Source organism: Pseudarthrobacter sp. DSP2-3-2b1 (genome assembly GCF_049895945.1).
GTDB lineage: Bacteria > Actinomycetota > Actinomycetes > Actinomycetales > Micrococcaceae > Arthrobacter.
Genome location: NZ_JAFCTI010000001.1, coordinates 382,786 through 408,925 on the forward strand (window position 1 = coordinate 382,786; position 26,140 = coordinate 408,925).

A 26,140-nucleotide genomic window follows, 5' to 3' on the forward strand; every position below is an offset into this window, starting at 1 on the left:
CGTGAGCGATAACCCGTACCGGCAGCCATTGCCCCGCAGGAAGAAAAACACTCGTCTCGTCCTGCTCTTGTGGGGAGGAATTCTGGTGGGCTTGGTCGCCGCAGCTGAGATGTTCTCTGTTTTCACCATGGGCGTCCACCTCAGCGGCAAGGAGGCTCCACCCTATATGCGGGACGTGGCAGAGCAACTCAAGACTGTGCCGGGGTGGAGGCTGGTCAGCGATTCCGAAACGCTGGACACAGGTTCTTACTGCCTCGTACCGGCATGCCCTGAGCTGAACCAGAAGTGGGACCTTGGGATGGATTCCATAAGCTGCCCTGAACTGCACCAGCTTCTTACAGATTCCGGATACAAGGTCATCACCCGCAGGTCCACCTTCACTGCTGAAGCAAATGAACAAGCAGAGACCTGCACGCAAAGGGTCATGAACGCCGTCTCATCGGATGCTGAGGCAGCGGGAGGGCTGATACGGATTGAAGTAGCCGTCTTCCCGCCCAGCGACCACCCGGCCTCAAAGCGCGAGCACTACGAACTTTCGCTTCGCGTTATCAAATAGGGGCCGGTCATCGGTTTCTCAGGAAACCATTTCCGCTAGTACCCGTGCCCCGGTCCCGGCACCATCGGCCTCCCGGATCCGGTGGCCCACCCCGGATGCGGCGGTGCGGAAGAGGGCCGAGTCCACCACAGTCTTCACTGCCCGGGCGATCTCCTCCGGGGACGACGACGCTTTGATCAGGAGCCCAGCGCCGGCGTCCTGCACTGCCTTGCCCACCATCCGCTGGTCAAGCAACGGATGCATCGGCGCGATCACCAGGGGCAGCCCGTGGCCCAGCGCCAGCATGGTGGTGGCATGGCCGCCGTGGCCGAGCACCGCGCTGCACTCCGGCATCACATCCCGGTGGGGAACATAGCGGTGAACGATCGTGTTCGGCGGCGCCGACAAGCCCGCCGGATCAATGGCGGGACCGGTGGTCACCACCACCTCGAGCGGCAGATCGGCCACCGCCTCCAGCGCCTTCTGAAGGAATGCCTCCTGCCCGGGGAACGCCGTGGTGCTCAGGCTCACCAGCACGCGGGTCCGTAACCCCGGCGGGGCAGGAGTTGCCGGATGCTCCACGTCCCCCACCGCACCGGTCCACACCACCTTGCCGTTGCCATTCTTTCGTCCGGCCGGATCCAGAAGCGGATCGGAGCACACCAGGATCCGGTCGGCACGCTTCATCACGCGCCGCGGTCCGAACCCGCGGCCTCTACCATGCCCGCCTGCTGCGGCTCCCCCAGGAAGCGGACACGGTGACCGGCCCGGACCAGTTCACGGGCGATGCCGAGGGCCGGCGGCAGGTTCCCGCCGGCGTCGAGCGTTGCGAAGAGAAAATCCTTCACTGGAACCTCCCGCTACTGACATGGCGCCGGCTGGAAGTAGTGCCTGCTGAGCCACGACGCCACCTTGTTGCCGATCTCGGCGCCCTGTACGTCGGCGGTGCGGAAGTGGATGCCGCCCCAGACGCGAGCATCAACGATCTCCTGTATCGCCGCTGAGAATCCCTCGAAGTGCCGTGGCGCGCCCGGGAAGCGGCTGGAGTTCACGTTGAAGGCGACCTCGTCCGTGCCGAAAAACTCCTGCGCCGCATGGAGAGAGGCGGCACTGACGCACCCGTGACCGGACGGGTGGTCCGGGAACGGCGGTGTGCCGAGCGGCGGGACGGTCGCTGTCGATGGATCGAAGAGCGGTTTCCAGCTTGGATCGGCTACCGTCTCCGGGTTGCCGTCGGTGTCGGCTTCGCGGATCGCCGCCATCGGACGCCAGAAGTTCCAGTGGTACTTGTCGTTCCAGCAAGCGACCGCGCCGTCAGCGGCGGCGAGGTTGGTCATCGCGAAAAGTCGGGCCGCCTCGGCCAGGTCGAGTCCGTGCTCCACGGCGAGGCTACGGTACACGCCGTTCCAGAGTGCCACAGGGGCGGCTTGCCAGAAGAGGGCAGCAGTGGTCTGGTCACTGGTTCGAGTGGTGCTCACGAGCGCACCGATCTCTTTAACCTCGTTGAAGTCCGCCGTGTACTCAGCACTCCCCAGCGGGTTGGGACCCTCTGAGGGGAATTGGTCGGGGCTCTCGATGATGAACGGTCGGAGATTGGCCACCCAGGCGTCCGGATCGAGCGCAGCGGGCGCGACGGGCCGCCAATCGCCGGGATCGGGTCCAATGTTGAACTCGAACGGAGCCATGAACCCGTCACCGGTGCGCGCGAGGATCATCGCCGCCGCGGCGGCCTCACCGGCGGCGACGCCTTCGTCTTTGCCCGGGCCGTCGGTGACGCCCGCGAGCGTTGCTTGGTACGCAGCGTCGACGCCAGCTACTTTGTCCGACGGGACCAGAGTGACGAGCACGTGGTGCGCGGCGGTGGAGATCGCCGCATCGAACGACGCCTCCGGTCCGACGCCGGCCGGGCCGCCGTCGAGCAGGTACGGCTGGTACCCGCGGTTGATGGCGTTCACTGCGTCGTACACCGCTCCTTGAACCATCGCCATGCCGCGTAGTTGGCCGTGAGCCGTGGGACGCAGTGGTGTGACGTGGTTTTGGGCGATGGTGTTCCACTCAATGAGGACGTCCGCGTCCACCGGCGCCGCGTTCCGAGCGTTCGAGGCGCCGGCGCTCGACACTCCCGGTACAACGAGTGCGGCGGTCAGTGCCGGGATCAAGCAGAGCGCCCACCGGCGGCGCACACCGTTCCTCGAAGTCCGCGGTGGCCGCCTGCGCTGATCGTAAGCGTCGTTGCTGTTCGTCATGTCGTCGGTCCTCCACTCGTCACGGAGCCATTCACGCGAACCCGACGGAGCCGACATCTCATGGGTGCCCGACACCTGCGGCACGCGACCGCCCGAGGTCAGCGCAATGCGCAGTAGGTGCGGTTACTTCAAGGGTGATCCTCTGCCACCGCGTTGTCCAGAGGATTTTGCTACGTGCCGACGGTGGCGTATTCGCCGTCCAGTTCCTTCGCCAGGCGTTCGATGTTCCGTGTCGACGGTTGGCCCGTTGCCATTTGAATGAAGTCAACAACCATCCAATTCTTCCCGTGGACGAGATGGACTTTGCCCTGATGCGTATCAGACAGGATCTGGTAGCTCTCCTGGAAAGCCTTCTGATCCGTGAAAAGGTCTATCTGCACATTTTCAAAGCACAGCCTCTGTGCTGACGCGAGCCGGACGCCATCCCCCATAGGAACAATCGGCTCACCGACCGGATCAGGCTCGCAGCCAAGAATGTTATCGACGGCGGCGTAGGCCTCATCCAGGGAGCCGAATTCACGTAAGTTTTCACCTCTGGATTGTTCTTGGGCCCCACATCCCATCAATGGGACTGCTGCAAGAAAAACGGCTACAGCGATGACTGGAAAACGTCTGCGTTTTGTCACTTCTAAACCCCCAATTCTTAATGGCACTATTCCACATGCCCGCGGACAGGCGGCAACTTGATGGCCAGTTTGTTCGATTCCATGGTCAAGGGGTGCTGGGCATCGGGGCGGGGGACGCGCTCCTCATTCTTTCGGAGGTCCATTCGCGCTCCTCGCCGTTAGGGCTCTGGGCCTGAGAACCCGCCGAATCCCCTTCCGAATTGGCTTCAGGGGAAGGCGGAGCTGATGGCAGTGGTGGATATTGGTTGATTTCTTGTGGGAAAAGAATCGTAATCTTCCCGCTGCTTAGGGCTTGATCAACGCAATTTGCGACGCGCACGGCGTCGGTCTCAGACGAGCCTGCATGCAGCCGTATACCCAGCCCGGAAGTAGGCATGTCGGCGGTCATGACGGACTGCTCCATACTCGGGTCATCGTCACAGTGGTCCAAGGATTCAAAAACGGGGAAGCTTACACCGACACCCCAGCGGTCATCGCCAGAGGCGGCACGCGGGTAGTCCGCTGTAGTGACCGGTGCACAAGCGGTCAGCAGCACCACGAGAAATGGGATAAGTCCCGATTTCCGCATGCAATCCCCCCTGACGTCCATAGCAAGCATGTCTATCTTTATGATTGCCGCTATTGCTGCGTTCTGATAGTCAATGTCGGGGATTGCAGGGAGTCGAAACTGATCTCCGTACAATTCGTCATTGTCACGGGTTCTGTGCCGGAGGAGACTTGAGGCGACGGCCTCCCATCTCTGGCCGCCCGCGGGGCCACCTGGCTGCGGGGCCCTCACGGCATCCTGTAGCGGCTTGGTGGATCGATGAGTTCCATGACACCCCTCGGAAAGGCCGTTCAGCGGTCGCGCCATCTCTTGCCCTTGGTGGCTATCGCACTGATTGGATGTCTCGGCGGGTGCGCGTATGAGTCCGGCGACGCCTCCCGCCCGTCCGCCAGTTCTCCGACTACGGAGGTCAGTGCCATCCCGCCCTTCCCGGAGAGCGGTGACATCGACGCCGGGACATACCTTGTCACCGACTTCACTGTGCCTTTCGAGATCACCGTCCCGGACGGCTGGTCGACCAATGAAGGCGATGGTTTGGGCAAGGACGACCCGGGTCACCCGGGTGAAGGCTCGGTCGACCTGACTTTTTGGGCCGACTACTATGTGCCGACGGACGCCTGCGCGTGGCAGGGCGCGCTCGTCAAGTCCGATGCGTCGGCTAAGGCCTTCGTGGACGCGATGACAGCGCAGACGTCGACGGCGAGCACCCCGCCCGTCGAGGTCGTGGTGGGCGATTACTCCGGCTTCGAGTTCGACCACTCCGTCGAGGGTGCCGTGGACATCACAGCCTGCGACGAGGACAAGATCTGCATCCGCTCAGTATCGTCGTACATATGCACACGCTGGTACTCGAGCGTCGTTGAGCGCGAAACCTACCGGGTGGTCGACTTGAACGGCAAACTCGCTGTGATCGGGTTGACCCATTTCCACGAATCGATCAATCCGGAGCTGACGAGAGAGGCTCGCGCCGTCTTCGACTCGATCGTGTTCAGGTCAGGCAAGTGACCAGCTGATGCGATGTGCGAGTGCGCTGAGACTTATAGCTTCAGTGTCGCCGTTGCAGGTGCCGGGCACGTGTTCGGTTTTTGAGGTGGATCCCAAGGGACCGGATTCAGCTCCGTCTCCGCAACAACCTCTTGGGAGCCCTTTTTGTATACGACGGCACGAACGGCCCTGACGCTTGGCTCAATGTAGACAGAGCTTTGGGTACCTAGGGCGAACCTCTTGCCCGTCGGCTCCATGGTGCACGAATCCGAGCCGGTACGGTCGGGACAACTAATCACCAGGTCGAGTGCTGCAGCAGGTTCCGGGAGCGAGGAGGCGTCCAGAACGAGGGTGTTGTAACGCATCATCGAATCACATGCCGGGCCGGAGCAGCCGGCGACGTTGAAGCCAATCAGGATAAGAGCACACGCGGCTAACAGACTTTTCCCCCGATCCATAAAGCCCACGATAGTCTCTTCCTTCAGCAGCCCGGTTTTCGCAACCAGGCTCCTTAATCTTCATGACCGCAGAGGGTTCCCCCCGACGCAGTATCTCGAACCTATTCGCATCGAAACCCCAGAGTTTCGAGGCGGCGAGTTTCCGAGACACAGAAAATGCGACGCTAGGACGTTTACCGGGTGTCCAGAAACCCTGTGAGCGCTTCTATCCACTGTTCAAATGCGTCAAGATGGGCGTCGTGTGACCCTCCGGCAAGGTCGATGCGTGTGACGTCGTTTCCCCTCTCGACAAACTGCGTTTTCTGTTCCTCCGTGAACATCCCGTCGGCAGCGTATACGACAAGCGTGGGTGCCTGGACGCGTGACCATTCCTGCCAGCCCGGTTCTGCCAGGGGTGCAAGCACCGCGACCATCACCTCCGGATCAAAGCGGGGACGCAGTCCGTCTTCTTGGTGCTCCATGTCCTCAACCCAGGCACGCTGCAGCGGACCGACGCCCAAGAACCCGGCCGCCGCCGCACAGTCTGGGAAGGGTACGGGCCAGGAGCGGAAGTAATCACCGAGAGCTGCATGCTCCGGGTCGTTGCCATCTCCTTCGCCGCATTCGAGGAGTACAAGAGTCCGGACCAGGTCCGGACGCGCCCCGGCAGCGAGCATAGCGGTGTGAGCGCCCATCGAGTGTCCGACTAGATGAACCGGGGCCGATGCTTCACGTTTAATAACTGAAACAACATCGGCAACGAATGCCGCACGGGAGGTATCAGACGGTACCCTCGTGCTCCCGCCGTGCCCCCGCTGGTCCACCAACACGATCTTGCGGCCCGACAAGGCGCCCGCGGTTGGAAGGAACTCCCGGCCACTACCGGCGAGGCCATGGAGGATCACGACGGCCGGCTCACACCCGGGCACGACGACATAGCTGATATCAGTCCCATCATCCGCGCGCAGGACATGCCATGTTTGATCCACCCAGCGATCCTACGCAACCAGTCGGCCGTCTTCAGAGCAACCCTGGGTCTGACGCGGAACACAACCGACTACAGCTACAGCTACAGCTACAGCTACGTCAACGGGCTGACAGAACCTCGGCGTGGTCACGGACACCTCCGGGTACTGCCAAGTCAGCTGGGGACCCGAAGCGTACCCGCGTGGAATTTCGGCGAAGAGTCACTCTTTTCAGGCCGCGCTACCTTGCGCTATTTCGCACGGAGTTGCGTCGTAGACTCACCTGAGCAACTACAAAATTGGGGGATGGATGTTCGATAAGAAACGGACGTGCGGGATGTGCGGGCAAGCTCTAGCGGCCCACGATAGAGATGTTCGGTTCCGTCTCCCGGATCCTGTGCTGGAGAGCCCTGAACAGCACCGGGTCGAGGACAGCTGGCTGAGCGACCCTGACCCCAACAAGGCCACACTCATGCAGATCCCGAATATCAGTCCTTTCGTCCGTGCCCTGCTTCCGATCAAGCTGCAGGGCGGCCACGAGTTCCGGTTTGGGGTCTGGATCGCCATCCACCCCGATGACCTCCAGCACGCCTGCAGGGTCTGGAACGCGCCTCAGTACGCCGACCTCAAACTCACCGGGTACCTGGCCAACAGGATCCAGCCCTGGGATCTGTTCGCCGTGCCAGTAGATTTGGCTGTCCTGAACGTGGACCAGACTCCTTACTGCGTGTCCAGCTCGAACGAGGAGCTGAACGAGGTGCTAACCAAGGAGTGGCCACATGACATCCTGACGTCACTACCCTGATTCAGCAACGGCCAGCCCGCAGCCATGGACGTTCGCCGCGGTCGACCCCGGCGGCGCGCGGCACTACGGGAAGGGCGGCTCAGCCGAACAGCGCGGCCACCCGCGTCAGGGTTTCGTAGACGCCGTACGCCAGCGGCACCCCCACGAGGGCCCAGGCCACGCCCAGCCGTCCGGTGGATACTTTCGCCGGCGCCGCCTGCGCGCCCGGGGTGTGTGTTGTGCTCATCTCAGGCCTCCATGGCTGGTTCGTGCGGCCGCTCGCGTTCGGGGCGGGGTTCGTGGAATCGTGCGTGGACCGGCTTGACCAGCAGGTTGGCCACGAAGCCGATCACCAGCAGCCCCACCATGGTCAGCAGCGCCGGCTGGTAGGACGCGGCGTCCAGCTGGCCGGGTTTGCCCTGGGCATCCAGGAACGCGTTGACGATCAGCGGCCCCGCGATGCCGGCGGCGGACCACGCCGTCAGCAGGCGGCCGTGGATGGCACCCACCTGGAAGGTCCCGAACAGGTCGCGCAGGTAGGCCGGGACGGTGGCGAAGCCGCCGCCGTAGAAGGAGATGATGACGAACGCCAGCGTTACGTAGAGGAACGTGCTGCTGGAACCGCCCAAAGCCAGCACCGTGTACAGCACCGCGCCGACACCCAGGTACACCATGTAGATGCGCTTCCGGCCGGTCACGTCAGAGGTGGCGGACCAGGCGAAGCGGCCGGACATGTTGCCGATCGAGAGCAGCCCCACGAAGCCGGAGGCCACCGCGGCACTGACCAGGGACACGCCGTCGGGCTGGCGGAAGAAGTCCTGGATCATCGGCGCCGCCTGTTCCAGGATGCCAATGCCGGCGGTGACGTTGCAGAACAGCGCGATCCAGACCAGCCAGAACTGTTTGGTCTTCACGGCGTTCCTGGCGGAGACGTTGTCCGTGGTCACCAGGGTGGCGGCCTTGACCTTGGCGGGATCGAACCCGGCCGGCTTCCAGCCGTCGGCGGGGACCCTGATGGTGAACGCGCCGAAGAGCATGTACGCGAGGTAGACGACGGCGAGGGTCAGGAAGAGCTTGCCCACGGCGTCGCCGCTGGCCACCCAGCCCTGGGCGCCGGAGTTCGGATCGTACATCTTCAGCAGCGCGGTGGAGACGGGGCTGGCGATCAGCGCGCCGCCGCCGAAGCCCATGATGGCCATGCCGGTGGCGAGGCCCGGCCGGTCCGGGAACCACTTGATCAGGGTGGACACCGGCGAGATGTAGCCGATCCCCAGGCCGATGCCGCCCACCACGCCGTAGCCGAGGTAGACGAGCCACAGCTGGCTGGTGAAGATGCCCAGCGAGCCGATCAGGAAGCCGCTGGCCCAGAACATGGCCGAGGTGAACATCGCCTTCCGCGGGCCGTTCTTGTCCACCCAGGTGCCCATGATCGCAGCGGAAAGGCCCAGCATCACGATGGCGATGGAGAAGATCACGCCGATCTCGGTCAGGCTGGCCCCGAAGTGCTTGACCAGTGCCGTCTTGTAGACACTGGTGGCGTAGGCCTGGCCGATGCAGAGGTGGACGGCGAGCGCCGCGGGCGGCACCAGCCAGCGGTTGAATCCCGGCGGGGCTACGGTTCGTTCACGGTCCAGCCAGCCCATATGTGCTCCCTCTTGCCTGTCGCTGTACGTCGGTGTCCAGCGATCTGGAGGCGAAAGACCCGCAACGGGTAAAACGCCTCCGGCAATCATGGTGCAGATACTAAGCAAACGTATGAATTAAGCGTCGGGCGGTAGGAGATTCACGACGAACGGTAACTCGGCGGCCCAGCGGAAGGCTCAGGATGCCCGCGTCAGGAACCCCACCCGGCCGGGGAGGGAACTGCTCCGTCCCACCAGTCCAGCACGCGGGCCCCTTGGAAGGTCAGCCATTTGGACGGTTCGCCCGGGGGTACGTCCACCTCGAACCAGACCCGCCCCGGATGGCGCCGTTCCTGCAGCCATGTCCCGTCCGCCTCCCGGCCTGACCGGATCGCCTCGATGGCTGCGGCCAGACGCGGATCCGGCCCGCCGCCGTCGTGCAGTGCAGCCGCCCGGAAGTAGTCCACCGCGCTGAGCGCGTTGTAGAACGCGCGGGACGGGTACACAAACCGGGCCACCCACGGTCCCACGAACTCCCCCGTGGACCGGCTATACAGCAGCTGGCGCTTGAGCAGGTACTCCTCGCCGGTGCGCCGGGCGGCATGCAGCTCAGTGCTGCCGCCTGCCGCCATCTCGTAGTAGAGCAGCCCCTTCAGTACATTGATGGTGGAATGGAAAGAGGACCGTCTGGACCCCTCCACCCACTCACAGTTCCAGCCGCCGTCGGCCATCTGGTGCTCCAGGAACCACTGGGCAATTCCGGCAACGTCCGCGCCTAGCCACACCCCGTTGGCAAGCGTGAACGCGTTGATGCAGCAGTCCACCTCGCCGCCCCAGTAGGGCAGGCCGTCATACTCCCAGCGGCTGTTGACCGCCAGGAGATCGGCGGTCCCGGTGAGGGCCGCGGCATCCAGGCCCCAGTCGCGCAGGGCGTTCAGGGACCAGGTGGTGGCGGTCCACGGCTGCCCGGCACCGTCAGCCGCTTCCGGGCCGTCGAAGTCGAAGTCCTTGGGGAAGTACGCCCCGCCCGCCCACTGCCCGTCCGGATCCTGCAGCGCGAGCAGCCGGGCACCGAACCCCTCGGTGGCGATCCGGGCGCGCGTTGCCTCCCACACCTCCGGGGGCTCACCGGCGAGGTCCCGCTGGACCTGCCAGCGCAGCGCGGGGTCGGAGTCAAGCATCCAGTCAAGAAGGGCGGGATCCACGGCCATAGCGGGGAGACTAGCACGGCACCGCCCGTTTGCCACCTGAAACCATGCGCACCCCTGTGCCGGCCTACCGTTGCCGTCCGGCCCGCCCTCGGGCACCATCGAGGCATGACCAAATACCTGATCTCCTTCCCCAGCGAAGCCATGGTGCTCACTGAAGAGGAGCTTCCCATTGTCACCGCCACGTCCCACGCCGTGATCGAGGAGGCGAAGGCTGCCGGCGTCTATGTCTTCGGCGGAGGGATCGAGGAGAACGTCGATCCCGTACTGGTCTCCGCCGACGGGTCAGTGAGCAGCGAGATTTATCCGGGCAGCACGCTCAACGGAGGGTTCCTTGTCCTGGAACTGCCTACACGCGAGGACGCGGTGGAGTGGGCCGGGAAGATCGCGGTGGCCTGCCGTTGCTCGCAGGAGCTCCGCGAGTTCGGGTACGACCCCGCCAGTTAGAGCTTGGGAATCAGCACAGGCGTACTGCTCTTGTAGGCCTCGTAATCGGCCTGGCCGCCCCACTTGGAATCGGCCTTCTTCTCCAGCAGCGGGATGCCGCTGCCCTTGATGAGGAGAAACGCCACGAAAACCGGGGACAGCAGCGCCACCCACTGCCAGCCTTCCAGCACCGGCACGGCGATCAGCAGCACGCCGATCCAGAGCACAATTTCGCCGAAGTAGTTGGGATGGCGGGATTTGGACCACAGGCCGGTGGAGATGAACCTGCCCTTGTTGGCCGGGTCCGCCTTGAACCGGCCCTTCTGGCTGTCCGCCACTGCTTCAATGCCGAAGCCAAAAGCCCACACCACCACGCCCACCAAGGCCCACCAGTCCAGCGCCACGCGGGTGGCGCTGGTGATGGCGATCCAGGCCGCCGCCGCGGTGAGGACAACCCAGAGCCCCTGCACGGTCCAGGTATTCAGGAACCTGACGAAGGAGGGCTTGATTTCGTCGAAACGATCGTCCTTGCCGTGCTTCCTGACCCGGCGGAACAGGAAGCTGCCCAGCCGCGCTGCCCAGGCCACCACCATGGCTGCCAGGAGAAGCCCCCGCGCATCCACTCCCGGGGTCAGCAGAACCAGGAGAACCGTGATGGAGATGTAGGTCAGGGCCCCGGTGAGGTCGTAGTACTTTTCGGTCTGCGCTTTGAAAGCCGGAATGAATGCCAGCCACTGGATCAGGAATGCGGCCGCCACCCCAATGCCGAACAGCGGGAAGCCGCCCACAGTGGCACCGCCCTGGCTGCCGGCCACGGCCACCAGCACGCCGATGACCACCACCACCGGGAGGATGATCAGCGCTTTACGGTCCGAATCCTTCATCAAGCTTCCTTTCGCAGAGCGGCGCGTTCGCCGGCAGGAACACCTAGGCAGGCTATCCACTAGTACAGCTATTATTCAATCCTGTTTGAACATCTAACAATATTGGGTAGGGTTGATCCATGCAAATGCAAGTAGGTGGAACCGCAGGTCCGCCCGTTCACCCAGCGGCGTTCACGCTCCAGAACATGTTCAATCTCGCCAACGAGACCGAGCGGGAAGTGGCCCGCAGGCTTGGACTGAACCTCACCGATTACCGTGCCCTGTCCGTGCTGGCCCAGCTGGGCCCGGTGACGGTGGGCAGGCTGGCCGGGGAACTAGGCGCGACGCCGGCCACCACAACCGCCATCATCAGCCGGCTTGAACCGCACGGCTACGTGGCCCGCCTTCGGGGCGCCGAGGACCGGCGCCAGGTCCACGTGAACGCCACCCCGGCCGCCACGAAGAAGATTCTTGACCTGATGCGGCCGCTGGTCACCGCCACCAGCACCTACCTCAACGCGCTCCCTGCAACCCACCAGGCCGCAGTGGCGGATTTCCTTGATGCCGCGCAGCACCAGATGCAGGACCACCTGCAGACACTTTCGGAGAAGGACGCCGGATGAGAGAGTTCACTTCCCCGCCGCTGGTTGCCACCTCCGGCCACCGCAACGCCACCGAACTGCTCATGCAGCGGGCCCGGTCCTCCCCGGGCCACGTCGCGTTCGAGGTGCGCGCCGCGGATGCCCCCATCACCGATCCCTGGCGGCAGGTGACCACCGGGCAGTTCGTCGATGAGGTCCGCGCCCTGGCCAAGGGCTTCATCGCCGCCGGCCTCCAGCCGGGCGAATCGCTGGCCATCATGTCCCCCACCCGCTACGAATGGGCGCTGGCCGACATGGCAGCATGGTTCGCCGGCGCCGTCGTGGTCCCCATCTACGAGACATCCGCCCTGCCCCAGGTGACGGCCATCCTTACCGATGCCGGCGTGCGGCTGGCGGTAGCCGGCAGCGCCGGGCAGGCCCTCCTGCTGGAGGAGGGATTCGGGCATGCCGGGATCAGCGCCCTGGGCGTCTGGACCATGGACGCCCGGCCCGGCGCAGATCTGGAGGCCCTGGTGCTGCTCGGCGCCGGAGTTCCGGACAGCGCCGTGGAGGAGCGGCGCCTGCTCGCGGACCTGGACTCGGTAGCAACCATCGTCTACACCTCCGGCACCACCGCCGCGCCGAAAGGTGCCCTGATCACCCACGGCAACTTCGTGGGCCAGGTGCTGAACGTGGCCGCCGCCTACACCGAAGTGGTCCGCGAGGGCGGCAACACCATCATCTTCCTGCCCATGGCCCACGTACTGGCCCGCGGGCTGCAGCTGATCTGCCTGGCCAACGGCATGCGCATCGCGCACCTGTCCGATCCCCGCGATGTGGTGCCCGCCCTCGGCGCCCTCAAGCCCACCTTCCTGGTGGTGGTCCCCCGCGTGTTGCAGAAGATCCAGGCGTCCGCCGCTGCCGCCGCAGCAAAGAAGCGCCTATGCCGGGTGTGGGCGGTGGCGCAGCGCACCGCGGTGGAGTGGGGCCGGTTCGCCGAAGCGCACGACGCCGGCACCGCCGTGCGTGCCCCGCTCGGCCTGCGTGCCAGGCACGCGCTGTTCGACCGCCTCTTCTACGCACGCCTCCGGACGCTGGTGGGCGGGCGCCTGGACTACCTGCTGTCCGGCGCCGCCGCGCTGGACGCCGAGCTGTCCTTGTTCTTCCGCGGCCTGGGCCTGCCGGTCATCGAGGGCTACGGCCTCACCGAGACCACCGCGCCGCTGACCGGGAACATGCCCGGGGCGATCAGCGCAGGGTCCGTGGGCGTCCCGATGCCCGGCACCACCGTGCGCCTCTCTGACCAGGGCGAGGTGCTGGCCCGCGGCGTGGGTGTGTTCGCCGGCTACCGAAGGGCGTCCGACAATGCGGATGCCTTCACTGACGGGTTCTTCCGCACCGGCGATCTCGGCGAGCTCGATGAGCTGGGACGGCTTACCCTCAAGGGCCGGATCAAGGATGTTATTGTCACTGCCGGCGGCAAAACCATCTCCCCCGCCATCTGGGAAGGCTACGTGGAGGGCGATCCGCTGGTGGCCCACGCCGTCATGGTGGGTGAAGGCAAGCCCTACCTCGGCGGGCTGGTGCTGCTGGATCCGGAGTCCGTCGCAGCCTGGGCGGAGCGGGAGGGCATCGCCGATCTCGCCGGGCTGCGGATCCCGGACGACGGCGGCGCCGTCCAGATCGAGGACGCGCGGCTCCTCCACGCCGTCGGCAAGGCGGTCAGTGCAGCCAACGCGAAGATCGCCCGTTCCGAGCAGGTGCGGCGGTTTGTGCTGCTGCTCGCCGATCTAAGCGAAACCAACGGAAACGTCACCCCCACCATGAAGCTCAAGCGCGGCGCCTTCACCGAACGCGCCCGCCACATCGTGGAGAACCTCTACGCCGAGACAAGGAGCCAAGCATGAGCACCAACGTCAAGAGGTGGCTGCTTTCCTACGCGGTGGCCGCCGTGGTTTTCGCCGTCCTCGACGTCGTCTGGATCACCACCGTGGCCAGCAGGCTGTATGAAAGCCAGATCGGCGTGCTGCTCGCGGACAGCCCCAATGTGGCGGGCGCCGTGGCTTTCTACGTCATCTTTGTGGCGGGGATGGTGCACTATGGCGTCCAGCCCAACAACCCTGACGCCACGCTGCGGCAACGGGTGACCGGAGCGGGGCTGTTCGGCTTTTTCACCTACGCCACGTGGGCGCTGACCGGGCTCGCCGTCCTGAAGGACTTCCCGGCGCTCGTTGCTTTGACCGACATCGCCTGGGGTGTCTTGGCCTGCAGTGTGGTTACCTGGCTCACGGCCACGCTGCTGCGGTCACGGCTTGCGAAGGAACGCGCCTCGGACTGAGTGCCCCGGCCTGAGCGCTGGCACCCAGGCCGGGCGCCGCCGTCGTACGTCCCTCCACTTCCAATCTATCCCCCACCCGGGGGCTTGCGGCAAGGCCCCGGCCATGCCGCACACTGGCTCAGACGCGCGCACAGGAAGCGCGCGCACAGGGCGTGAAAAGGCGGGGTTGGCGATGGTTGACGTGCTCATTGCGGGTGGCGGTCCCACCGGGATGATGCTGGCCGGCGAACTGGCGCTGGCCGGGGTGGAAGCAGTGATCGTGGAGCGCCGCCCGACGCCGGACCTGGTGGGCTCGCGTGCCGGCGGGTTCCACGCGCGGACCATCGAAATCCTCGATCAGCGCGGGATTGCCGGCCGGTTCCTCACCGAGGGCAAGCCCGTCCAGGCGGCGTTCTTCGGGACCACGATGCTGGACATGAGCGATTTTCCCACCCGGCATCCCTACACGCTGGGTCTGTGGCAGAACCGGATCGAGCGGATTTTGGCCGGCTGGATCGAGGAGCTGGGGGTGACGGTCCGCCGGGGGCAGGACGTGGCCGGCCTCACCCAGGACGACGGCGGGGTGGATGTGCAGCTCGCCGGCGGCGGATCGATGCGGGCACTGTACGTGGTGGGCGCCGACGGCGGGCGGAGTGCGGTCCGCAAGGCTGCAGGCATCGGATTTCCCGGCTGGGATGCGACCCGGAGCAGCCTGATCGCCGAGGTGCAGGTGACCGCGGAGACACCCGCCGGTATGCGCATCGACGAGGTGGGAGTCCACGGGCTGCACCTGATGGAGGACGGCCGGACCACGCGCGTGGTGGTGACCGAGAAGGACCTTCGACCGGCCACGGAGCCCGGCCTGGCGGACCTCAGCAAGGCGCTGACCGACATCTACGGCACCGATTTCGGGGTCCACTCCCCCACCTGGATTTCGCGGTTCACCGACGCCACGCGCCAGGCCGCTGCTTACCGGAGCGGCCGGGTGCTGCTGGCCGGGGACGCCGCGCACATCCATTCCCCGTCGGGCGGGCAAGGGATCGGGCTCGGCATCCAGGACGCGGTGAACCTGGGCTGGAAGCTCGCGGAGGTGGTCAACGGCACGGCACCGGACAGCCTGCTGGATACGTATCACGCCGAGCGGCACCCCGCCGGGGCCCGCGCGCTCAAACACACCATGGCGCAGGCGATCATGCAGAAGGCCGATCCTCGTGTGGGCGCGCTGGCCGAGACGGTGGCAGACCTGCTGACCATCGATGAGGCCCGGAAACGGGTGGCCGGGCTCATTTCCGGGCTGGACGTCCGCTACGACTTCGGCGAGGGGCACCCGCTGCTGGGGCGGCGGATGCCCGATCTCGACGTCGTCACCGCCAACGGTCCCGTCCGCTTATTCACCCTGCTGCACCGTGCCCGTGCGGTGCTGCTCAACCTCGGCGCGCCGGGCAGCATTGACGCGGGCGGCTGGGCGGACCGGGTGCAGCAGGTGGACGCAACGTACGACGGCGGGTGGGAGCTTCCGGTGATCGGTCCGGTCAGTGCCCCGGCGGCTGTGCTGATCCGGCCGGACGGGCACGTGGCGTGGACCGGAGACGGGACCCGGCAGGGGCTGACGGACGCACTCGTTAAGTGGTTCGGGCCCGCACGTCACTAGCACCGCCGTCGACCCTAGACATGTGACCAATCAGTCACCTATTCTTAAACCGTGGACGCCGTATTCAAGGCCCTCGCCGACCCCACCCGCAGGGAGCTCCTCGATGAGCTTTTCCGGGAAGACGGGCAGACCCTGCACGCACTCGAGGTGCACTTCGAGATGACCCGCTACGGGGTCATGAAGCACCTCAGGCTGCTGGAGGATGCCGGCCTGGTGGTGACCCGCCGTCGGGGACGGGAGAAACTCCATTTCCTGAATCCGGTGCCCATCCGGCTCGTCCACGACCGCTGGGTGAGCAAATATGCCGAACCATGGGCCGCTGGCCTCAGCGACCTCAAAACCAGATTGGAAAGTCCCATGGAAAAGATCTTCGAAATCTACATCAAGACCACCCCGGAACGGCTCTGGGAGGCCATCACGGACGGCGAGATCCGGAGCAAGTACCAGTTCGGCGCCGTCATCACCTCCGACTTCACACCCGGGTCACGTTTCGAGATGGCACCCCGGGGCGGGGAGCTGCTGGGCGAGGGCGAGAACATCGAAGTTGACCCGCCCCGGAAGCTGGTCCAAACCATGACGGCGCTCTGGGGCGAGGACGTCAAGGCCGAAGGCACCTCCCGCATCACGTGGGAGATCGAACCTGTGGGAGATTCCTGCCGCCTCACCGTCACGCACGACCAACTCCGCGAAGGCGCCAACGATCAGCTCTACGGCGGCTGGCCGATGATCCTCTCGGGCCTGAAGACCTGGCTGGAAACCGGCGAGCTCCTCACCACCCCGGGATCCCTGATGTACACCTGATGTGCACCTGGCGGCGGGCTTAGCGGGGAACAAGCCGCCATAAGGATGTGACCTCGGCCGCGCGCGCCTCGAACAGCGGATCGTCGCGGTCCGATGCCTTCGGGTGCGTTGGCTTGGTGTCCAGCCGGTCCACCACCTTCAGCCCTGCTGCTTCGATGGCGGCCAGGAGATCCTCACGCGAGCGCAGGCCAAGGTGCTCGGCGAGGTCGGAGAGGACGAGCCAGCCCTCGCCGCCCGGTTCAAGATGGTCGGGGAGTTCGTTCAGGAACCGGAACAGCATCTTGCTCCCGGGATCGTAGACGGCGCTGTCCAGGCTGGAGTGCGGCGTGGCCGGTATCCAGGGCGGGTTGCAGACGATCAGCGGCGCCCGGCCGGGCGGGAACATGTCGGTCAGGACGGCCTCGGCATGGTCCTGGAAACCGAGGTTCCGGAAATTCTCAGTGGCGCAGGCGATGGCACGCGGTTCGTTGTCCGTCGCCACCACGCGGTGAACGCCGCGGCGCGCCAGGACGGCAGCGAGCACCCCGGTCCCGGTTCCGACGTCGAACGCCAGCGTGTCAGCGGGCAGCGGTGCGGCAGCGACGAGATCCACATACTCACTCCGGGTGGGGAAGAACGTGCCGTAGTGCGGGTGGATGCGGCCCTGCAGGGCGTCGACATACACGCCGTTCCGCCGCCACTCGTGGGCGCCGATTGCCCCCACAAGCTCATGCAGGGACACCACGGAAGACTCGCCTATTTCGCCGTACGCTCCGGCGGCGGCCTCCCGGATGTCCGGTGCGCGGCGCAGCGGCACCACCGGGCCCGGATCAAGGGGAACCAGCAGAAGTCCGAGAATGCGTGCACGGTGCGAGCGGGACTGGCGGTGCCGGTAGAACTTCTCGGCCGGGGATTGTGCGGGCTTTTTCTTTCCGGCGCCGATCCGGCGGTCCAGGGCGTTGAGGATCTGCCGCGCGTTGTGGAAGTCACCGTGCCAGAGCATCGCGATGCCCTGTGACGCCATCCGGTTCGCCTCATCGGCCGTGAGGGAGTCGTCCACCACTTCGACGCGCGTCGGCGCAGGCCTGCCGTTGGCCGAACGCCAGCGCGCGGTCAGGCTCCCACCCGCCTCCACCCACGTCACGACGGCGGGATCGCCCGCCGCAGCTGTGCGCGCGTGGTCGTGGACCGGCGTCGGAGTTCCCACGGAAGCTGGCGTATCGGTGATGTGGATCCATTCCAAGAGTCGCGGGGGCCGCGGAAAGTGATGATGGCGGCGGGCCGATTGGCCATTCACCCTGCCTCGTCAGGATACAGGGGCGCCGTGTTGGGGACCGCCGCCAGCCGCCGTCCGCCCCGGGGCAGACCGCCCCGGGAGGACGCGGGCGGGCCGTACGCTGGAGGGACGAAACCACTCGGATGGGGGACCAGATATGAACCGGTTTACTGTGGGCGCTGCCTTGGCAATTACGGCTCTTTCCTTGGCGGCATGCACTGCTTCCGGCCCCACGCCGCCGGCTCCACCGGCGGATGGTGGAACGTTCGAGACGCTCGGCGACTTGAAGGAAGCTGTTACCTCCGCCGGCCTGCTGTGCCCGGAGCTGGTCCTTCATAACGACGCCAAGTACTCCGCCTCGTCCGGAAGCTGCAGCGAGGACCTATCGCTGGCGGTCTACAGCAACGACGTGTCCCTGGAGGCACAGGTGGATCTGTGGAAGCCGACCGACCGGGGTTCAATCAATGTCGGCAAGAACTGGACCGTCGTATCCCCTGACCCGAAACTCATCCAGCAAAAACTGGGTGGCACTGTCCTGCGAACGGGGCAGTAGCTCCTTGGCCTTGCGGGCGCAGGCCAAGGACGTTCGCCCCTAGCGGTGTTCCGGCAGCACGCGCAGGCTGGAAATGTAGGAGTCGGGGCGGACGCCCGCGGGTCCCGACGCCAGCTCCCGTCAGGCCGCGGACACTGAGGACATCCGGAAATGTCAATCGATAAGCATCGGGTTCCGCAGCTCAGGCGGACTGCCCGGCCCGGAAGCCAACGTGGTGACGCGCTCCGCAGGGGGCTGCTCGCCGCAGGGGCGCTGTCATCGCTGTCCTACGTGGTTGCCACGGACGGCCTGGCCGCAGCCCGGTGGGAGGGTTACCGCCGCACCGAGCAGATGGTGAGCGAGCTGTTCGCCGTCGGCCCCCCCGGCCGGGACGTCCTGGTCCCATTCACGTGGCTCTACACGCTGCTGTTCACGGCGTTCGGCGTCGGTGTCTGGATTTCAGCGCGCAGCAACCGTGCCCTGCGGATCGGCGGCGGCCTGCTCATCGGGTACGGGTTGTGGAACATCATGGGAGGCCTGTATCCACTGACGCTGGGTGACGAGGCGTCGGTCCCCATGCACATCGTTGCCACCAACGTGCAGCTTGCCCTCATGGTCGCGGCGATGTGCTTCGTGGCAGTGGGGTTCCACGGCCGGATGCGCGTCTACTCGTTCGTCTCGCTTGCTGTGTCTGCGGTCATGGGCATGGTGGCGTTCATGGCCGCTCCGGGACCGAACCTCGTGCTGGGCATCGGCGAAAGGATCAGCATCTGGGCTTTCCTGCTCTGGGTGGCGGTCCTCGCGGTGGTGTTGTGGAAGCGGCCGGCGGTGGTCAGCACGGAGCGGGCCTGACCTCATTGTGTTCCACCTGCCGAGGCCCTACCTTGAAAGGACTCTCGGCTGAAGTGCAGGTGCGGGCATGCGAGCTATTTCCTGGTCATCGCGATGCCTCCTGATGTGCCTTGTGGCCGCCTGCATCCTCGGCGGCACCACCCCACCGTCACCGGCCCCTGGCGTTCCGCCGGCCACAGAAACCGTGGCACCTGAACAGCCCTACCAGGCCGTGGACGCCTTCCTTCGCGAGCAGCTGGAGGTGCTGGGGATTCCGGGCGCCGCTGTCGCCGTCGTCCGTGACGGCGTCCAGGTTCACACCGCGGCGTTCGGTCATGCCGATGACTCCGGGCGGCCGATGACCGTCCAAACACCGGTGCTGCTTGCCTCCACCAGCAAGTCCCTTACTGCGATCGCCGTGATGCAGCAGGTCGAGGCCGGCAGGCTGCGGCTGGATGAGCCGGTCCAGACCTACCTGCCGTGGTTCACAATGGACGATCGCCGCTCGTGGGCCATCACGGTGCGGCACCTGCTCCACCAGACCAGCGGCATGTCGTCCCGTGACACAGCTTTCGAAGCGTCGGACACGCAGGACCCGGAGGCCCTCGAAGCAGGGGTCCGTGACTTGGCGGATTCCCCGCTGGCCGGAGCACCGGGCGAGCGTTTCCGCTACGCAAGCGCCAACTTCAACGTTCTGGGTCTCATGGTGCAGACAGTCTCCGGCCAGCCGTTCGGGGAGTACCTGGAAGAGCACGTTTTTGGGCCGCTGCGGATGGAGCACAGCCATCCGACCCGGGGTGACGCGCGGGCGGACGGCGCGGCCGCGGGCTACTCCCGCTGGTTCCGCTCGTTCTGGCGGCAGACAGATCTCCCGGCTCCCACCACTGGCATGCCGTCCAGCACCATGTACGCCTCGGCCGAGGATCTGGGCCATGTGCTGATGGCACTGCTCGACGGCGGCCGGTACGGGGACGCACGCATCCTCCGGCCCGAGAGCGTGGCGGCGATGTTCGAACCCAGGATGCGGGTGGATAACGACCAGCGGTACGCGATGGGGTGGTTTAGCCGGCGGCTGGTGGAGTCCGTTGATCCGGGGACGCAGACTGATCCCGGAGCACTCCCGCTGCTGCTGGAGCACCAGGGCGAATGGGGCAACAGCCACACCTACCTGGCTCTCGTTCCGTCCACGGGCTTGGGCGTTGCGCTGGTGATCAACGGCAACGACACGGCTGCCCCGTCGCGGCTAAAGGCTATCGACACCAACCTGCTGCGGATCCTCCACGGGCAGTCCCCCGCGCCCGCTGTGGTGCACGAGGACTGGCTGCAGCAGTACAGCTGGGCTGTTGCGTTGGCTCTGCTGCTCGCGGAACTGCTGAGCCTATGGGTGGCGGTGCGGTTCCTACTTCGCGGACCCGTGGCGACCGGGCGTCGGTGGACTCCCCTGGCGTTTGGCGCAGCGGCCCTCGCCCTTGACGCGTTCGCCCTGTGGCTGTGCTTCATCTACGCCCCCTCCCGGTTCGACACCCACCTGACAGTGATCATCCGCCAGTTTCCCGACGTGGGCATCTCGCTGGTGCCGGTGCTCGCACTGGCCATCATCTGTTCGATCCCACGCACGGTAGGGCTGCTCACCCGGAGCTGGGCCGGCACCACCCGCGGCACTCATTAAGAATTATTCCGTTTGATGGATAAACCCGTCTACGATGGACCCGGTGCCCGTCGCAGCCCGTCCTTTAGAGGGAAGCGGGTTATGCCGCGCGGACGCGCACCCACCACCAAAGCTTCACTCATCTACCCGGGGGACAATCATGACTTTCACACCGCAACAGCAGTATGCCCAGCCGGCCGGCGAGGTGCCGCTCTCGGCGCCACTGTACGGAGCATCTTTGCCGGACGCCGTCATCCGTTTCTTCAAGAAGTACGGAACGTTTTCGGGGCGGGCCAGCCGCAGCGAATACTGGTGGTGGGTTCTCGTCAACGGCATCTTCATCATCCTGTTTTACGCAGCGGCCGTTCTTGCCGGCATCAACCAGTCCGAGGTAGGGCTGATGATTGCGCTGAGCCTTGCGAGCTCCTGGCTGCTCGCCACGCTGGTTCCCGCCTGGGCCTTGACCGCCCGCCGGTTGCATGACATCAACCTCAGCGGCTGGCTGGGGCTCCTGGTTCTGATTCCGTTCTTCGGCGCCATCGTCCTCATTGTCTTCACCGTGATGGACGCCAAGCCCGAGGGACAACGGTTCGATCAGGTGGAGCACCACCGGTTCAACCAGCCGGTCTCTTTCTAATGGCACTTTCCGTTGCGGAAAGACTTGTCTTTCCGCAACGGAAAGTCTAGGTTTGGGGTATGGAAAGTAATCACGGTCCTCGGCCGTCCGCGCAGGAAGCCCAACGAGCACTTGATTCCATCTCCGATTCAAAGAAGGCCCTAGCGCCGTACGTCAGGTCGCCACACTGGCTTTACCCCGCGCAAGGCATAGGGATGGCACTGTTCATCATCGGGCTGGTCTTTTCCAAGGAGAACGGCTGGGGGCAGGCAGTACTGGTCGGCGCATGCATCATTTTCTGCCTTCTTCCCCTGATTCAATCAAGGGGACGCCGGGTGGTCATGGATGTGTATACGCACCGTGGAAGCCGGGGCCTGGGGCTGGTTTATCTGGTTTCCTTCGCGCTGATCACCGCCGCAGCACTGGCCTTTTATTCCCTTTACGGCTCCGTGTGGCTCGTGGTTGGGGCTGCCGTGGTGGCCCTGGTTCTGACGCTCGTGGCAGGACACGCCATGGATGCCCGCCTCGAGCGGGCGGTGCGGAACGGTCTCTGATGGCGGACGGCTTTAGCGAGGTCATCCACGTCCCCACCCGGTTGCGGGTCTGCTCAATCCTGGCTGAAGTGGGAGAAGCCGAGTTTGGAGTGCTTCGCGACGCCCTTGGCTTGAGCGACTCGGTCCTGAGCAAACATCTCAAAGTCCTGGATCAGGCAGGCTTCGTTGGAGTCCGCAAGGGCGCCGTCAACGGCAGGACCCGGACCTGGCTGTCGCTAACGAGGGCCGGTCAGGCTGCCTTCAAGGCTCACGTGCTGGAACTGCGGAAACTCGCGTCCACCGCAGACGATCTCACTCCCTAGGGCACGGCCCTCAGGAGACGCGGCGGAATTCCCCCGGCCGGTGCTGGACGAGGATGGGCAGCACCAGCTGGATATGGGTGTCGCCGATGGGCTTATCGAGCAGCTCGTTGATGGAGGTCTGCCCCTCCAGCTCGCTGTCCTGTTCCTTGCCCATGGATCGACAATAATGCGTGCGGCAGGCGCGCGAATCCTAAGACACGGATGGCGGGACGAGCCTGTACGCGAAGCGGCTGTCCAAGCCATCGCCTGGGCTCATCGTCAGGTCTACTCCTTCAGTGGGCAGCACGATTGGCGCCGTGAACACCTGGCCGTTGCAAGGGATCCGCACGGGAGCCAGGAGTTCAGCACCTGCCGAGGCGGCCACCGACAGCTCAGCCGTGGGCGGCCCTGCGCAGACGAAGTGCAGTTCGTACTGCCCAGGTTCGGCCAGGAGTGTGCCGCTTGTGGTTGTGTTCGAGCTGCCGGAACCGCGTAATTCGCCGGGCAGATACGGCTGCAGCTGCTGCTGTGACCACTCCGCCATGTCTTCCAGCTCCGAAGCCCTGCTGTCCGTGTTGGCCCGCACTTTCACGCCCGTTGCTGACGGCCTGCCCCTGGGCGGGACCGCGCTGATGGTGATGGGCCCGCCGGCGTGCCTGACGAAGCGGTCCAGCACAGCGTCGCATTCAAAGCTGGACGCCTCAGGCTCGCCGTCACCCTTTACGATGGTGAGTTTGGCCCCGTATACGCCGGCACAGGCGCCTGAAACAACATAGTCACCGGGTGCCAGAACCAGGGAAAGCTTCCCGGCCGGTTCCCCCTCGGATGGCATGCCGGGGTCCGAGGACGGGGCCCCCAGCATACGCACCACATCAGCGGCGTTTTGCTCGAAGGACCGGAGCTTCGGTTTTGATGCCACGGAAGATGCCGGGGCCGGCCGCTCTTCGAGGCCGCTGTACTCGCACCCTGAGAGCGCAATGACCAGCCCAGCCATCACCACCGGGACTGTTCCGCGCCCAGTCTGCATCCCCCAAAGAGCTGACATGGTTCCGAGTCTATGGCCTCTCGCAGGCCGCAGTGCCAGTATGTGGAGGATCAGGTTCGCTCAAACGCTCCAAAGGCGGGGCAGTGAGGACGCGGAATCATGACCTACGTCAACAACCTGGGCGAAGTGGGACCTGGCAGCATCGCCGTGGCCGGCGGCAAGGCCGTGGGACTGGGCGGACTCATCCAGGCCGGGCTGCCGGTACCGCCGGGGTTCGTGCTGAACACCGCCGCCTACACGCATTTCGTGGAATCCAACCACCTCGGGGACGGCATCCAGGAACTGGCCACGCTCCCGAAAGAGGCGCCGCCGCAAGCTTATGCGGACGCCTCGGAACGGATCCAGACCCTGTTCATCAGCGGCACCATGCCTGCCGACATCGCAGCGCAACTCGGAACCGCCTACCGGAGTCTCGGCGGCGGGAACACGGCCGTTGCGGTGCGCTCCTCTGCCACGGCCGAGGACCTCGCGGCGGCCAGCTTCGCCGGGCAGCAGGAGTCCTACCTGAACGTCCGCGGGTCCGAGGCGCTGTCCGCCGCCGTCATCGATTGCTGGGCTTCCCTGTGGACGGCCCGGGCCATGGCGTACCGCGCCCGGGAAGGGATCGCACCGGACTCGGTGCGACTCGCGGTGGTGGTCCAGCAGATGATCGACGCCGAGGCCGCCGGGGTGATGTTCACCGCCAACCCGGCCAACGGGCGCCGCGACCAGACAGCCATCAGTGCCGCCTGGGGCCTCGGCGAGTCAGTGGTGGGCGGAACGGTCACCACTGATGACCTCGTTGTCGCGGCCGGGACGGGCGCTGTGCTGTCGCGGCTGACTGCCGACAAGGCAACCATGACTGTCTATTCCGAGCACGGCACCAGGGAGGAACCGGTGCCGGCGGACCGCCGTCGTGCGCCTGTTCTTGATGACAAAGCGGCAGCGGAGCTGGCCGGCTTCGGAACCCGGATCGCGGACCATTTCGGTGCGCCGCAGGACATCGAGTGGGCCCGTGCCGGCGGCAGGTTCTTCCTGCTGCAGTCCCGGCCCATCACCGCGCTCCCCGAACCGGCGGCCGACACCCCGGACACCTGGCCCGTGCCGTATCCCAAGGGTCTGTATTTCCGGGCCAGCATCGTGGAACAGCTCCCGGACCCGCTCTCGCCGCTTTTCGCCGACCTCATCGACGGCTCGGTGTCCCGCTCGCTGAGGGCTTTGCTGGCCGACGCCCTGGGCAGGAACATCATCCGCGAGGGCGACATCAAGATGCCCACCATCAACGGCTACGCCTATTACTACTACCGGACTGCGGGAATGGTCCGGATGCTGGGCAAAACGCTGACGGCGGTCCGCGCGCTGGCCCGCGGCCAGGCGCACATGGGGGTGGCCGGCTGGCGCGACTACTCGCATCCCAACTACGAACGGGTCATCAAGAACTGGCAGGCGAAACCCGTCACCGAACTCTCCGGCGAGGAGCTGTTGGAGGGTGCCCAGACGCTGCTGGACGCCGGCACCGTGTACTACACCGCCGTGCAATCCATCATTCCGCTCGCCGCCAGCAGCGAACTCTCCTTCCGGGCCTTCTACGACAAGCTGGTCCGGCGCGATGGTGATCCCCCGGCGGAGACCTTCATCCTCGGCTACGACAGCGAACCCATCCGGGCGGAGAAATCGCTGTACGACCTCGCCGTCTGGGCCCGCGGCGTGCCCGGACTGGACGCGGCGCTCCTGAATCAACCGACGACGGCGCTGGCGGAGTCCCAGCGCACCGGAACCCCGCCTGCGGGGTTTGAGGAGTCGGTGTGGGGGCAGTGGCATGTCCGCCTTCAGGCCCACCTGGACCGGTTCGGCCATACGGTCTACAACCTGGACTTCGCCAACCCGGTGCCGGCGGACGATCCGTCAGCGCTGCTGGGAACGGTGAAGTTCTATCTGAGGGGGCAGGGAACTGATCCGCATGAACGGCAGCGTCGCTCCGCCGAGCGCAGGGAAAACCAGACCGAGCTGGTCAGCAGCCGCCTCGGGCCCCGCCGCCGTGCCGCGTTCCTCCGGCTGCTCCGGTGGGCACAGACCACCGCGCCGATCCGCGAGGATGCACTGGCCGACGTTGGCCTGGCCTGGCCGCGGCTGCGGCGGATGCTGCTCGAACTCGGACGGCGGCTGGTGGACTCAGGCATCATCGCCGAGGCCGCCGACGTGTTCTGGCTGCGGTACCAGGAGCTGCGCAGTGCCGTCGAGTTCGGCCTGGCAGCGGCGGACCCGACGGCGGCCGTGGCCATCACCGGAGCGGACCGGCCCGTCCGCGCCGCCGCCGTCGAGGAACGGAAAATGCTCTGGCGGGGCCAACTGAAGGCCGCTGCCCCGCAGATGCTGCCCGAGAGCCGCTGGATGGAAACCTCGCTGAGGTCCATGATGCCCGCGGGCTCGCAGCACCAGCTCGGCGACGTCATCAAGGGCACGGGTGCCAGCTCAGGACGGGTCACGGCTCCGGCCCGCGTGCTGAGGGGGCCCCAGGATTTCGCCCTGATGGAGCCCGGCGAGGCCCTGGTGGCAAGGAACACGACGCCGGCCTGGACCCCGCTGTTTGCGATGGCCTCGGCCGTGGTCACCGATGTGGGCGGCCCGTTGAGCCACAGCTCCATCGTGGCCCGGGAGTACGGCATCCCTGCGGTGCTCGGTACCGGGGTGGCCACCCAGCGTCTCGCCAGCGGCCAGCAGATCCGCGTGGATGGCGACGCCGGCACCGTCACGCTCGAGCAATCCGGCCCTACTCAGGGCCATAACCGGGTGGCATGATGTGCGC

General features: G+C 65.8%; 28 protein-coding genes. 16 read left to right on the forward strand and 12 right to left on the reverse strand.

Going from position 1 to position 26,140, the window contains the following annotated elements; genetic code table 11:
• Nucleotide 1: 1 nt before the first annotated feature.
• Entirely contained in the window at nt 2–556 is a 555-nt protein-coding gene (locus tag ACP7AX_RS01565; protein ID WP_426225138.1) for a hypothetical protein, read from the forward strand.
• An 18-nt stretch (nt 557–574) separates the two neighbouring features.
• Here ACP7AX_RS01565 and ACP7AX_RS01570 read toward each other — a convergent pair whose 3' ends face one another.
• The 4 genes from ACP7AX_RS01570 to ACP7AX_RS01585 all read right to left on the reverse strand — a co-directional run bounded on the left by ACP7AX_RS01570 (nt 575) and on the right by ACP7AX_RS01585 (nt 3,407).
• The gene (locus tag ACP7AX_RS01570; RefSeq protein ID WP_426225139.1) at nt 575–1,222 is read right to left on the reverse strand and encodes a glycosyltransferase; all 648 of its coding nucleotides are present in this window, start codon (nt 1,220–1,222) and stop codon (nt 575–577) included.
• Nucleotides 1,222–1,383: a hypothetical protein gene (locus ACP7AX_RS01575; protein ID WP_426225140.1), complete on the reverse strand. Its 162-nt coding sequence runs from the start codon at nt 1,381–1,383 to the stop codon at nt 1,222–1,224. Before ACP7AX_RS01575 ends, ACP7AX_RS01570 begins: the two co-directional genes overlap by 1 nt.
• 12 nt (nt 1,384–1,395) lie before the next feature.
• Nucleotides 1,396–2,781: a vanadium-dependent haloperoxidase gene (locus tag ACP7AX_RS01580; protein WP_426225141.1), complete on the reverse strand. Its 1,386-nt coding sequence runs from the start codon at nt 2,779–2,781 to the stop codon at nt 1,396–1,398.
• Between the two features lie 170 nt (nt 2,782–2,951).
• Nucleotides 2,952–3,407 carry a hypothetical protein gene (locus ACP7AX_RS01585; RefSeq protein WP_426225142.1) on the reverse strand — a complete coding sequence of 152 codons (456 nt, stop codon included), beginning with the start codon at nt 3,405–3,407 and terminating at the stop codon, nt 2,952–2,954.
• 814 nt (nt 3,408–4,221) lie between these two features.
• Here ACP7AX_RS01585 and ACP7AX_RS01590 point away from each other — a divergent pair.
• Nucleotides 4,222–4,959: a hypothetical protein gene (locus ACP7AX_RS01590; RefSeq protein WP_426225143.1), complete on the forward strand. Its 738-nt coding sequence runs from the start codon at nt 4,222–4,224 to the stop codon at nt 4,957–4,959.
• Nucleotides 4,960–5,569: 610 nt separating this feature from the next.
• Here ACP7AX_RS01590 and ACP7AX_RS01595 read toward each other — a convergent pair.
• A complete protein-coding gene (locus ACP7AX_RS01595; RefSeq protein WP_426225144.1) occupies nt 5,570–6,364 on the reverse strand; it encodes an alpha/beta fold hydrolase in 795 nt (264 codons plus the stop codon).
• Nucleotides 6,365–6,677: 313 nt separating this feature from the next.
• Between ACP7AX_RS01595 and ACP7AX_RS01600 the strand changes: the two genes are divergently transcribed.
• Nucleotides 6,678–7,145: a DUF2199 domain-containing protein gene (locus ACP7AX_RS01600; RefSeq protein ID WP_426225296.1), complete on the forward strand. Its 468-nt coding sequence runs from the start codon at nt 6,678–6,680 to the stop codon at nt 7,143–7,145.
• 79 nt (nt 7,146–7,224) lie between these two features.
• On the opposite strand, the gene ACP7AX_RS01605 is transcribed toward ACP7AX_RS01600, so the two are convergent.
• The 3 genes from ACP7AX_RS01605 to ACP7AX_RS01615 form a co-directional block, all read right to left on the reverse strand.
• The gene (locus tag ACP7AX_RS01605) at nt 7,225–7,371 is read right to left on the reverse strand and encodes an MFS transporter small subunit (RefSeq protein WP_426225145.1); all 147 of its coding nucleotides are present in this window, start codon (nt 7,369–7,371) and stop codon (nt 7,225–7,227) included.
• Between the two features lies 1 nt (nt 7,372).
• Nucleotides 7,373–8,767 carry an OFA family MFS transporter gene (locus tag ACP7AX_RS01610; protein ID WP_426225146.1) on the reverse strand — a complete coding sequence of 465 codons (1,395 nt, stop codon included), beginning with the start codon at nt 8,765–8,767 and terminating at the stop codon, nt 7,373–7,375.
• Nucleotides 8,768–8,958: 191 nt separating this feature from the next.
• Complete coding sequence (locus ACP7AX_RS01615; RefSeq protein ID WP_426225147.1) at nt 8,959–9,957, reverse strand: squalene cyclase; 999 nt, start codon at nt 9,955–9,957, stop codon at nt 8,959–8,961.
• Between the two features lie 105 nt (nt 9,958–10,062).
• On the opposite strand from ACP7AX_RS01615, the gene ACP7AX_RS01620 reads away from it, so the two are divergent.
• The gene (locus ACP7AX_RS01620) at nt 10,063–10,401 is read left to right on the forward strand and encodes a YciI family protein (protein WP_426225148.1); all 339 of its coding nucleotides are present in this window, start codon (nt 10,063–10,065) and stop codon (nt 10,399–10,401) included.
• On the opposite strand, the gene ACP7AX_RS01625 is transcribed toward ACP7AX_RS01620, so the two are convergent.
• Complete coding sequence (locus ACP7AX_RS01625) at nt 10,398–11,264, reverse strand: DUF1295 domain-containing protein (protein ID WP_426225149.1); 867 nt, start codon at nt 11,262–11,264, stop codon at nt 10,398–10,400. The genes ACP7AX_RS01620 and ACP7AX_RS01625 overlap by 4 nt on opposite strands.
• A gap of 119 nt (nt 11,265–11,383) precedes the next feature.
• Between ACP7AX_RS01625 and ACP7AX_RS01630 the strand changes: the two genes are divergently transcribed.
• From ACP7AX_RS01630 to ACP7AX_RS01650, 5 genes are all read left to right on the forward strand, one after another.
• Nucleotides 11,384–11,866, forward strand: a complete 483-nt coding sequence (locus ACP7AX_RS01630; protein ID WP_426225150.1) for a MarR family winged helix-turn-helix transcriptional regulator — start codon at nt 11,384–11,386, stop codon at nt 11,864–11,866.
• On the forward strand, nt 11,863–13,731 hold the full coding sequence (locus ACP7AX_RS01635) for an AMP-dependent synthetase/ligase (RefSeq protein WP_426225151.1): 1,869 nt from the start codon (nt 11,863–11,865) through the stop codon (nt 13,729–13,731). The genes ACP7AX_RS01630 and ACP7AX_RS01635 overlap by 4 nt, the downstream gene beginning before the upstream one ends.
• Nucleotides 13,728–14,162: a DUF2177 family protein gene (locus ACP7AX_RS01640; RefSeq protein ID WP_426225152.1), complete on the forward strand. Its 435-nt coding sequence runs from the start codon at nt 13,728–13,730 to the stop codon at nt 14,160–14,162. Before ACP7AX_RS01635 ends, ACP7AX_RS01640 begins: the two co-directional genes overlap by 4 nt.
• A 172-nt stretch (nt 14,163–14,334) precedes the next feature.
• Entirely contained in the window at nt 14,335–15,792 is a 1,458-nt protein-coding gene (locus tag ACP7AX_RS01645) for an FAD-dependent monooxygenase (protein ID WP_426225153.1), read from the forward strand.
• A 51-nt stretch (nt 15,793–15,843) separates the two neighbouring features.
• Complete coding sequence (locus tag ACP7AX_RS01650) at nt 15,844–16,593, forward strand: ArsR/SmtB family transcription factor (protein WP_426225154.1); 750 nt, start codon at nt 15,844–15,846, stop codon at nt 16,591–16,593.
• 19 nt (nt 16,594–16,612) lie between these two features.
• On the opposite strand, the gene ACP7AX_RS01655 is transcribed toward ACP7AX_RS01650, so the two are convergent.
• Complete coding sequence (locus tag ACP7AX_RS01655; RefSeq protein WP_426225297.1) at nt 16,613–17,716, reverse strand: methyltransferase; 1,104 nt, start codon at nt 17,714–17,716, stop codon at nt 16,613–16,615.
• Nucleotides 17,717–18,005: 289 nt separating this feature from the next.
• Between ACP7AX_RS01655 and ACP7AX_RS01660 the strand changes: the two genes are divergently transcribed.
• From ACP7AX_RS01660 to ACP7AX_RS01685, 6 genes are all read left to right on the forward strand, one after another.
• Nucleotides 18,006–18,401, forward strand: coding sequence for a hypothetical protein (locus tag ACP7AX_RS01660; protein WP_426225155.1), 396 nt, complete (start codon nt 18,006–18,008; stop codon nt 18,399–18,401).
• Nucleotides 18,402–18,551: 150 nt separating this feature from the next.
• On the forward strand, nt 18,552–19,232 hold the full coding sequence (locus tag ACP7AX_RS01665) for a DUF998 domain-containing protein (protein WP_426225156.1): 681 nt from the start codon (nt 18,552–18,554) through the stop codon (nt 19,230–19,232).
• A gap of 67 nt (nt 19,233–19,299) precedes the next feature.
• The gene (locus ACP7AX_RS01670; protein WP_426225157.1) at nt 19,300–20,880 is read left to right on the forward strand and encodes a serine hydrolase domain-containing protein; all 1,581 of its coding nucleotides are present in this window, start codon (nt 19,300–19,302) and stop codon (nt 20,878–20,880) included.
• Between the two features lie 139 nt (nt 20,881–21,019).
• The gene (locus ACP7AX_RS01675; RefSeq protein ID WP_426225158.1) at nt 21,020–21,496 is read left to right on the forward strand and encodes a DUF805 domain-containing protein; all 477 of its coding nucleotides are present in this window, start codon (nt 21,020–21,022) and stop codon (nt 21,494–21,496) included.
• 194 nt (nt 21,497–21,690) lie between these two features.
• Complete coding sequence (locus ACP7AX_RS01680; RefSeq protein ID WP_426225159.1) at nt 21,691–22,029, forward strand: hypothetical protein; 339 nt, start codon at nt 21,691–21,693, stop codon at nt 22,027–22,029.
• Entirely contained in the window at nt 22,029–22,331 is a 303-nt protein-coding gene (locus tag ACP7AX_RS01685; protein WP_131682284.1) for a transcriptional regulator, read from the forward strand. The genes ACP7AX_RS01680 and ACP7AX_RS01685 overlap by 1 nt, the downstream gene beginning before the upstream one ends.
• A gap of 10 nt (nt 22,332–22,341) precedes the next feature.
• On the opposite strand, the gene ACP7AX_RS01690 is transcribed toward ACP7AX_RS01685, so the two are convergent.
• A complete protein-coding gene (locus ACP7AX_RS01690) occupies nt 22,342–22,485 on the reverse strand; it encodes a hypothetical protein (RefSeq protein ID WP_426225160.1) in 144 nt (47 codons plus the stop codon).
• 36 nt (nt 22,486–22,521) lie between these two features.
• The gene (locus ACP7AX_RS01695) at nt 22,522–23,355 is read right to left on the reverse strand and encodes a hypothetical protein (RefSeq protein WP_131682285.1); all 834 of its coding nucleotides are present in this window, start codon (nt 23,353–23,355) and stop codon (nt 22,522–22,524) included.
• Nucleotides 23,356–23,454: 99 nt separating this feature from the next.
• Here ACP7AX_RS01695 and ACP7AX_RS01700 point away from each other — a divergent pair, with 99 nt between their 5' ends.
• Entirely contained in the window at nt 23,455–26,133 is a 2,679-nt protein-coding gene (locus tag ACP7AX_RS01700; RefSeq protein ID WP_426225161.1) for a PEP/pyruvate-binding domain-containing protein, read from the forward strand.
• Nucleotides 26,134–26,140 lie beyond the last annotated feature (7 nt).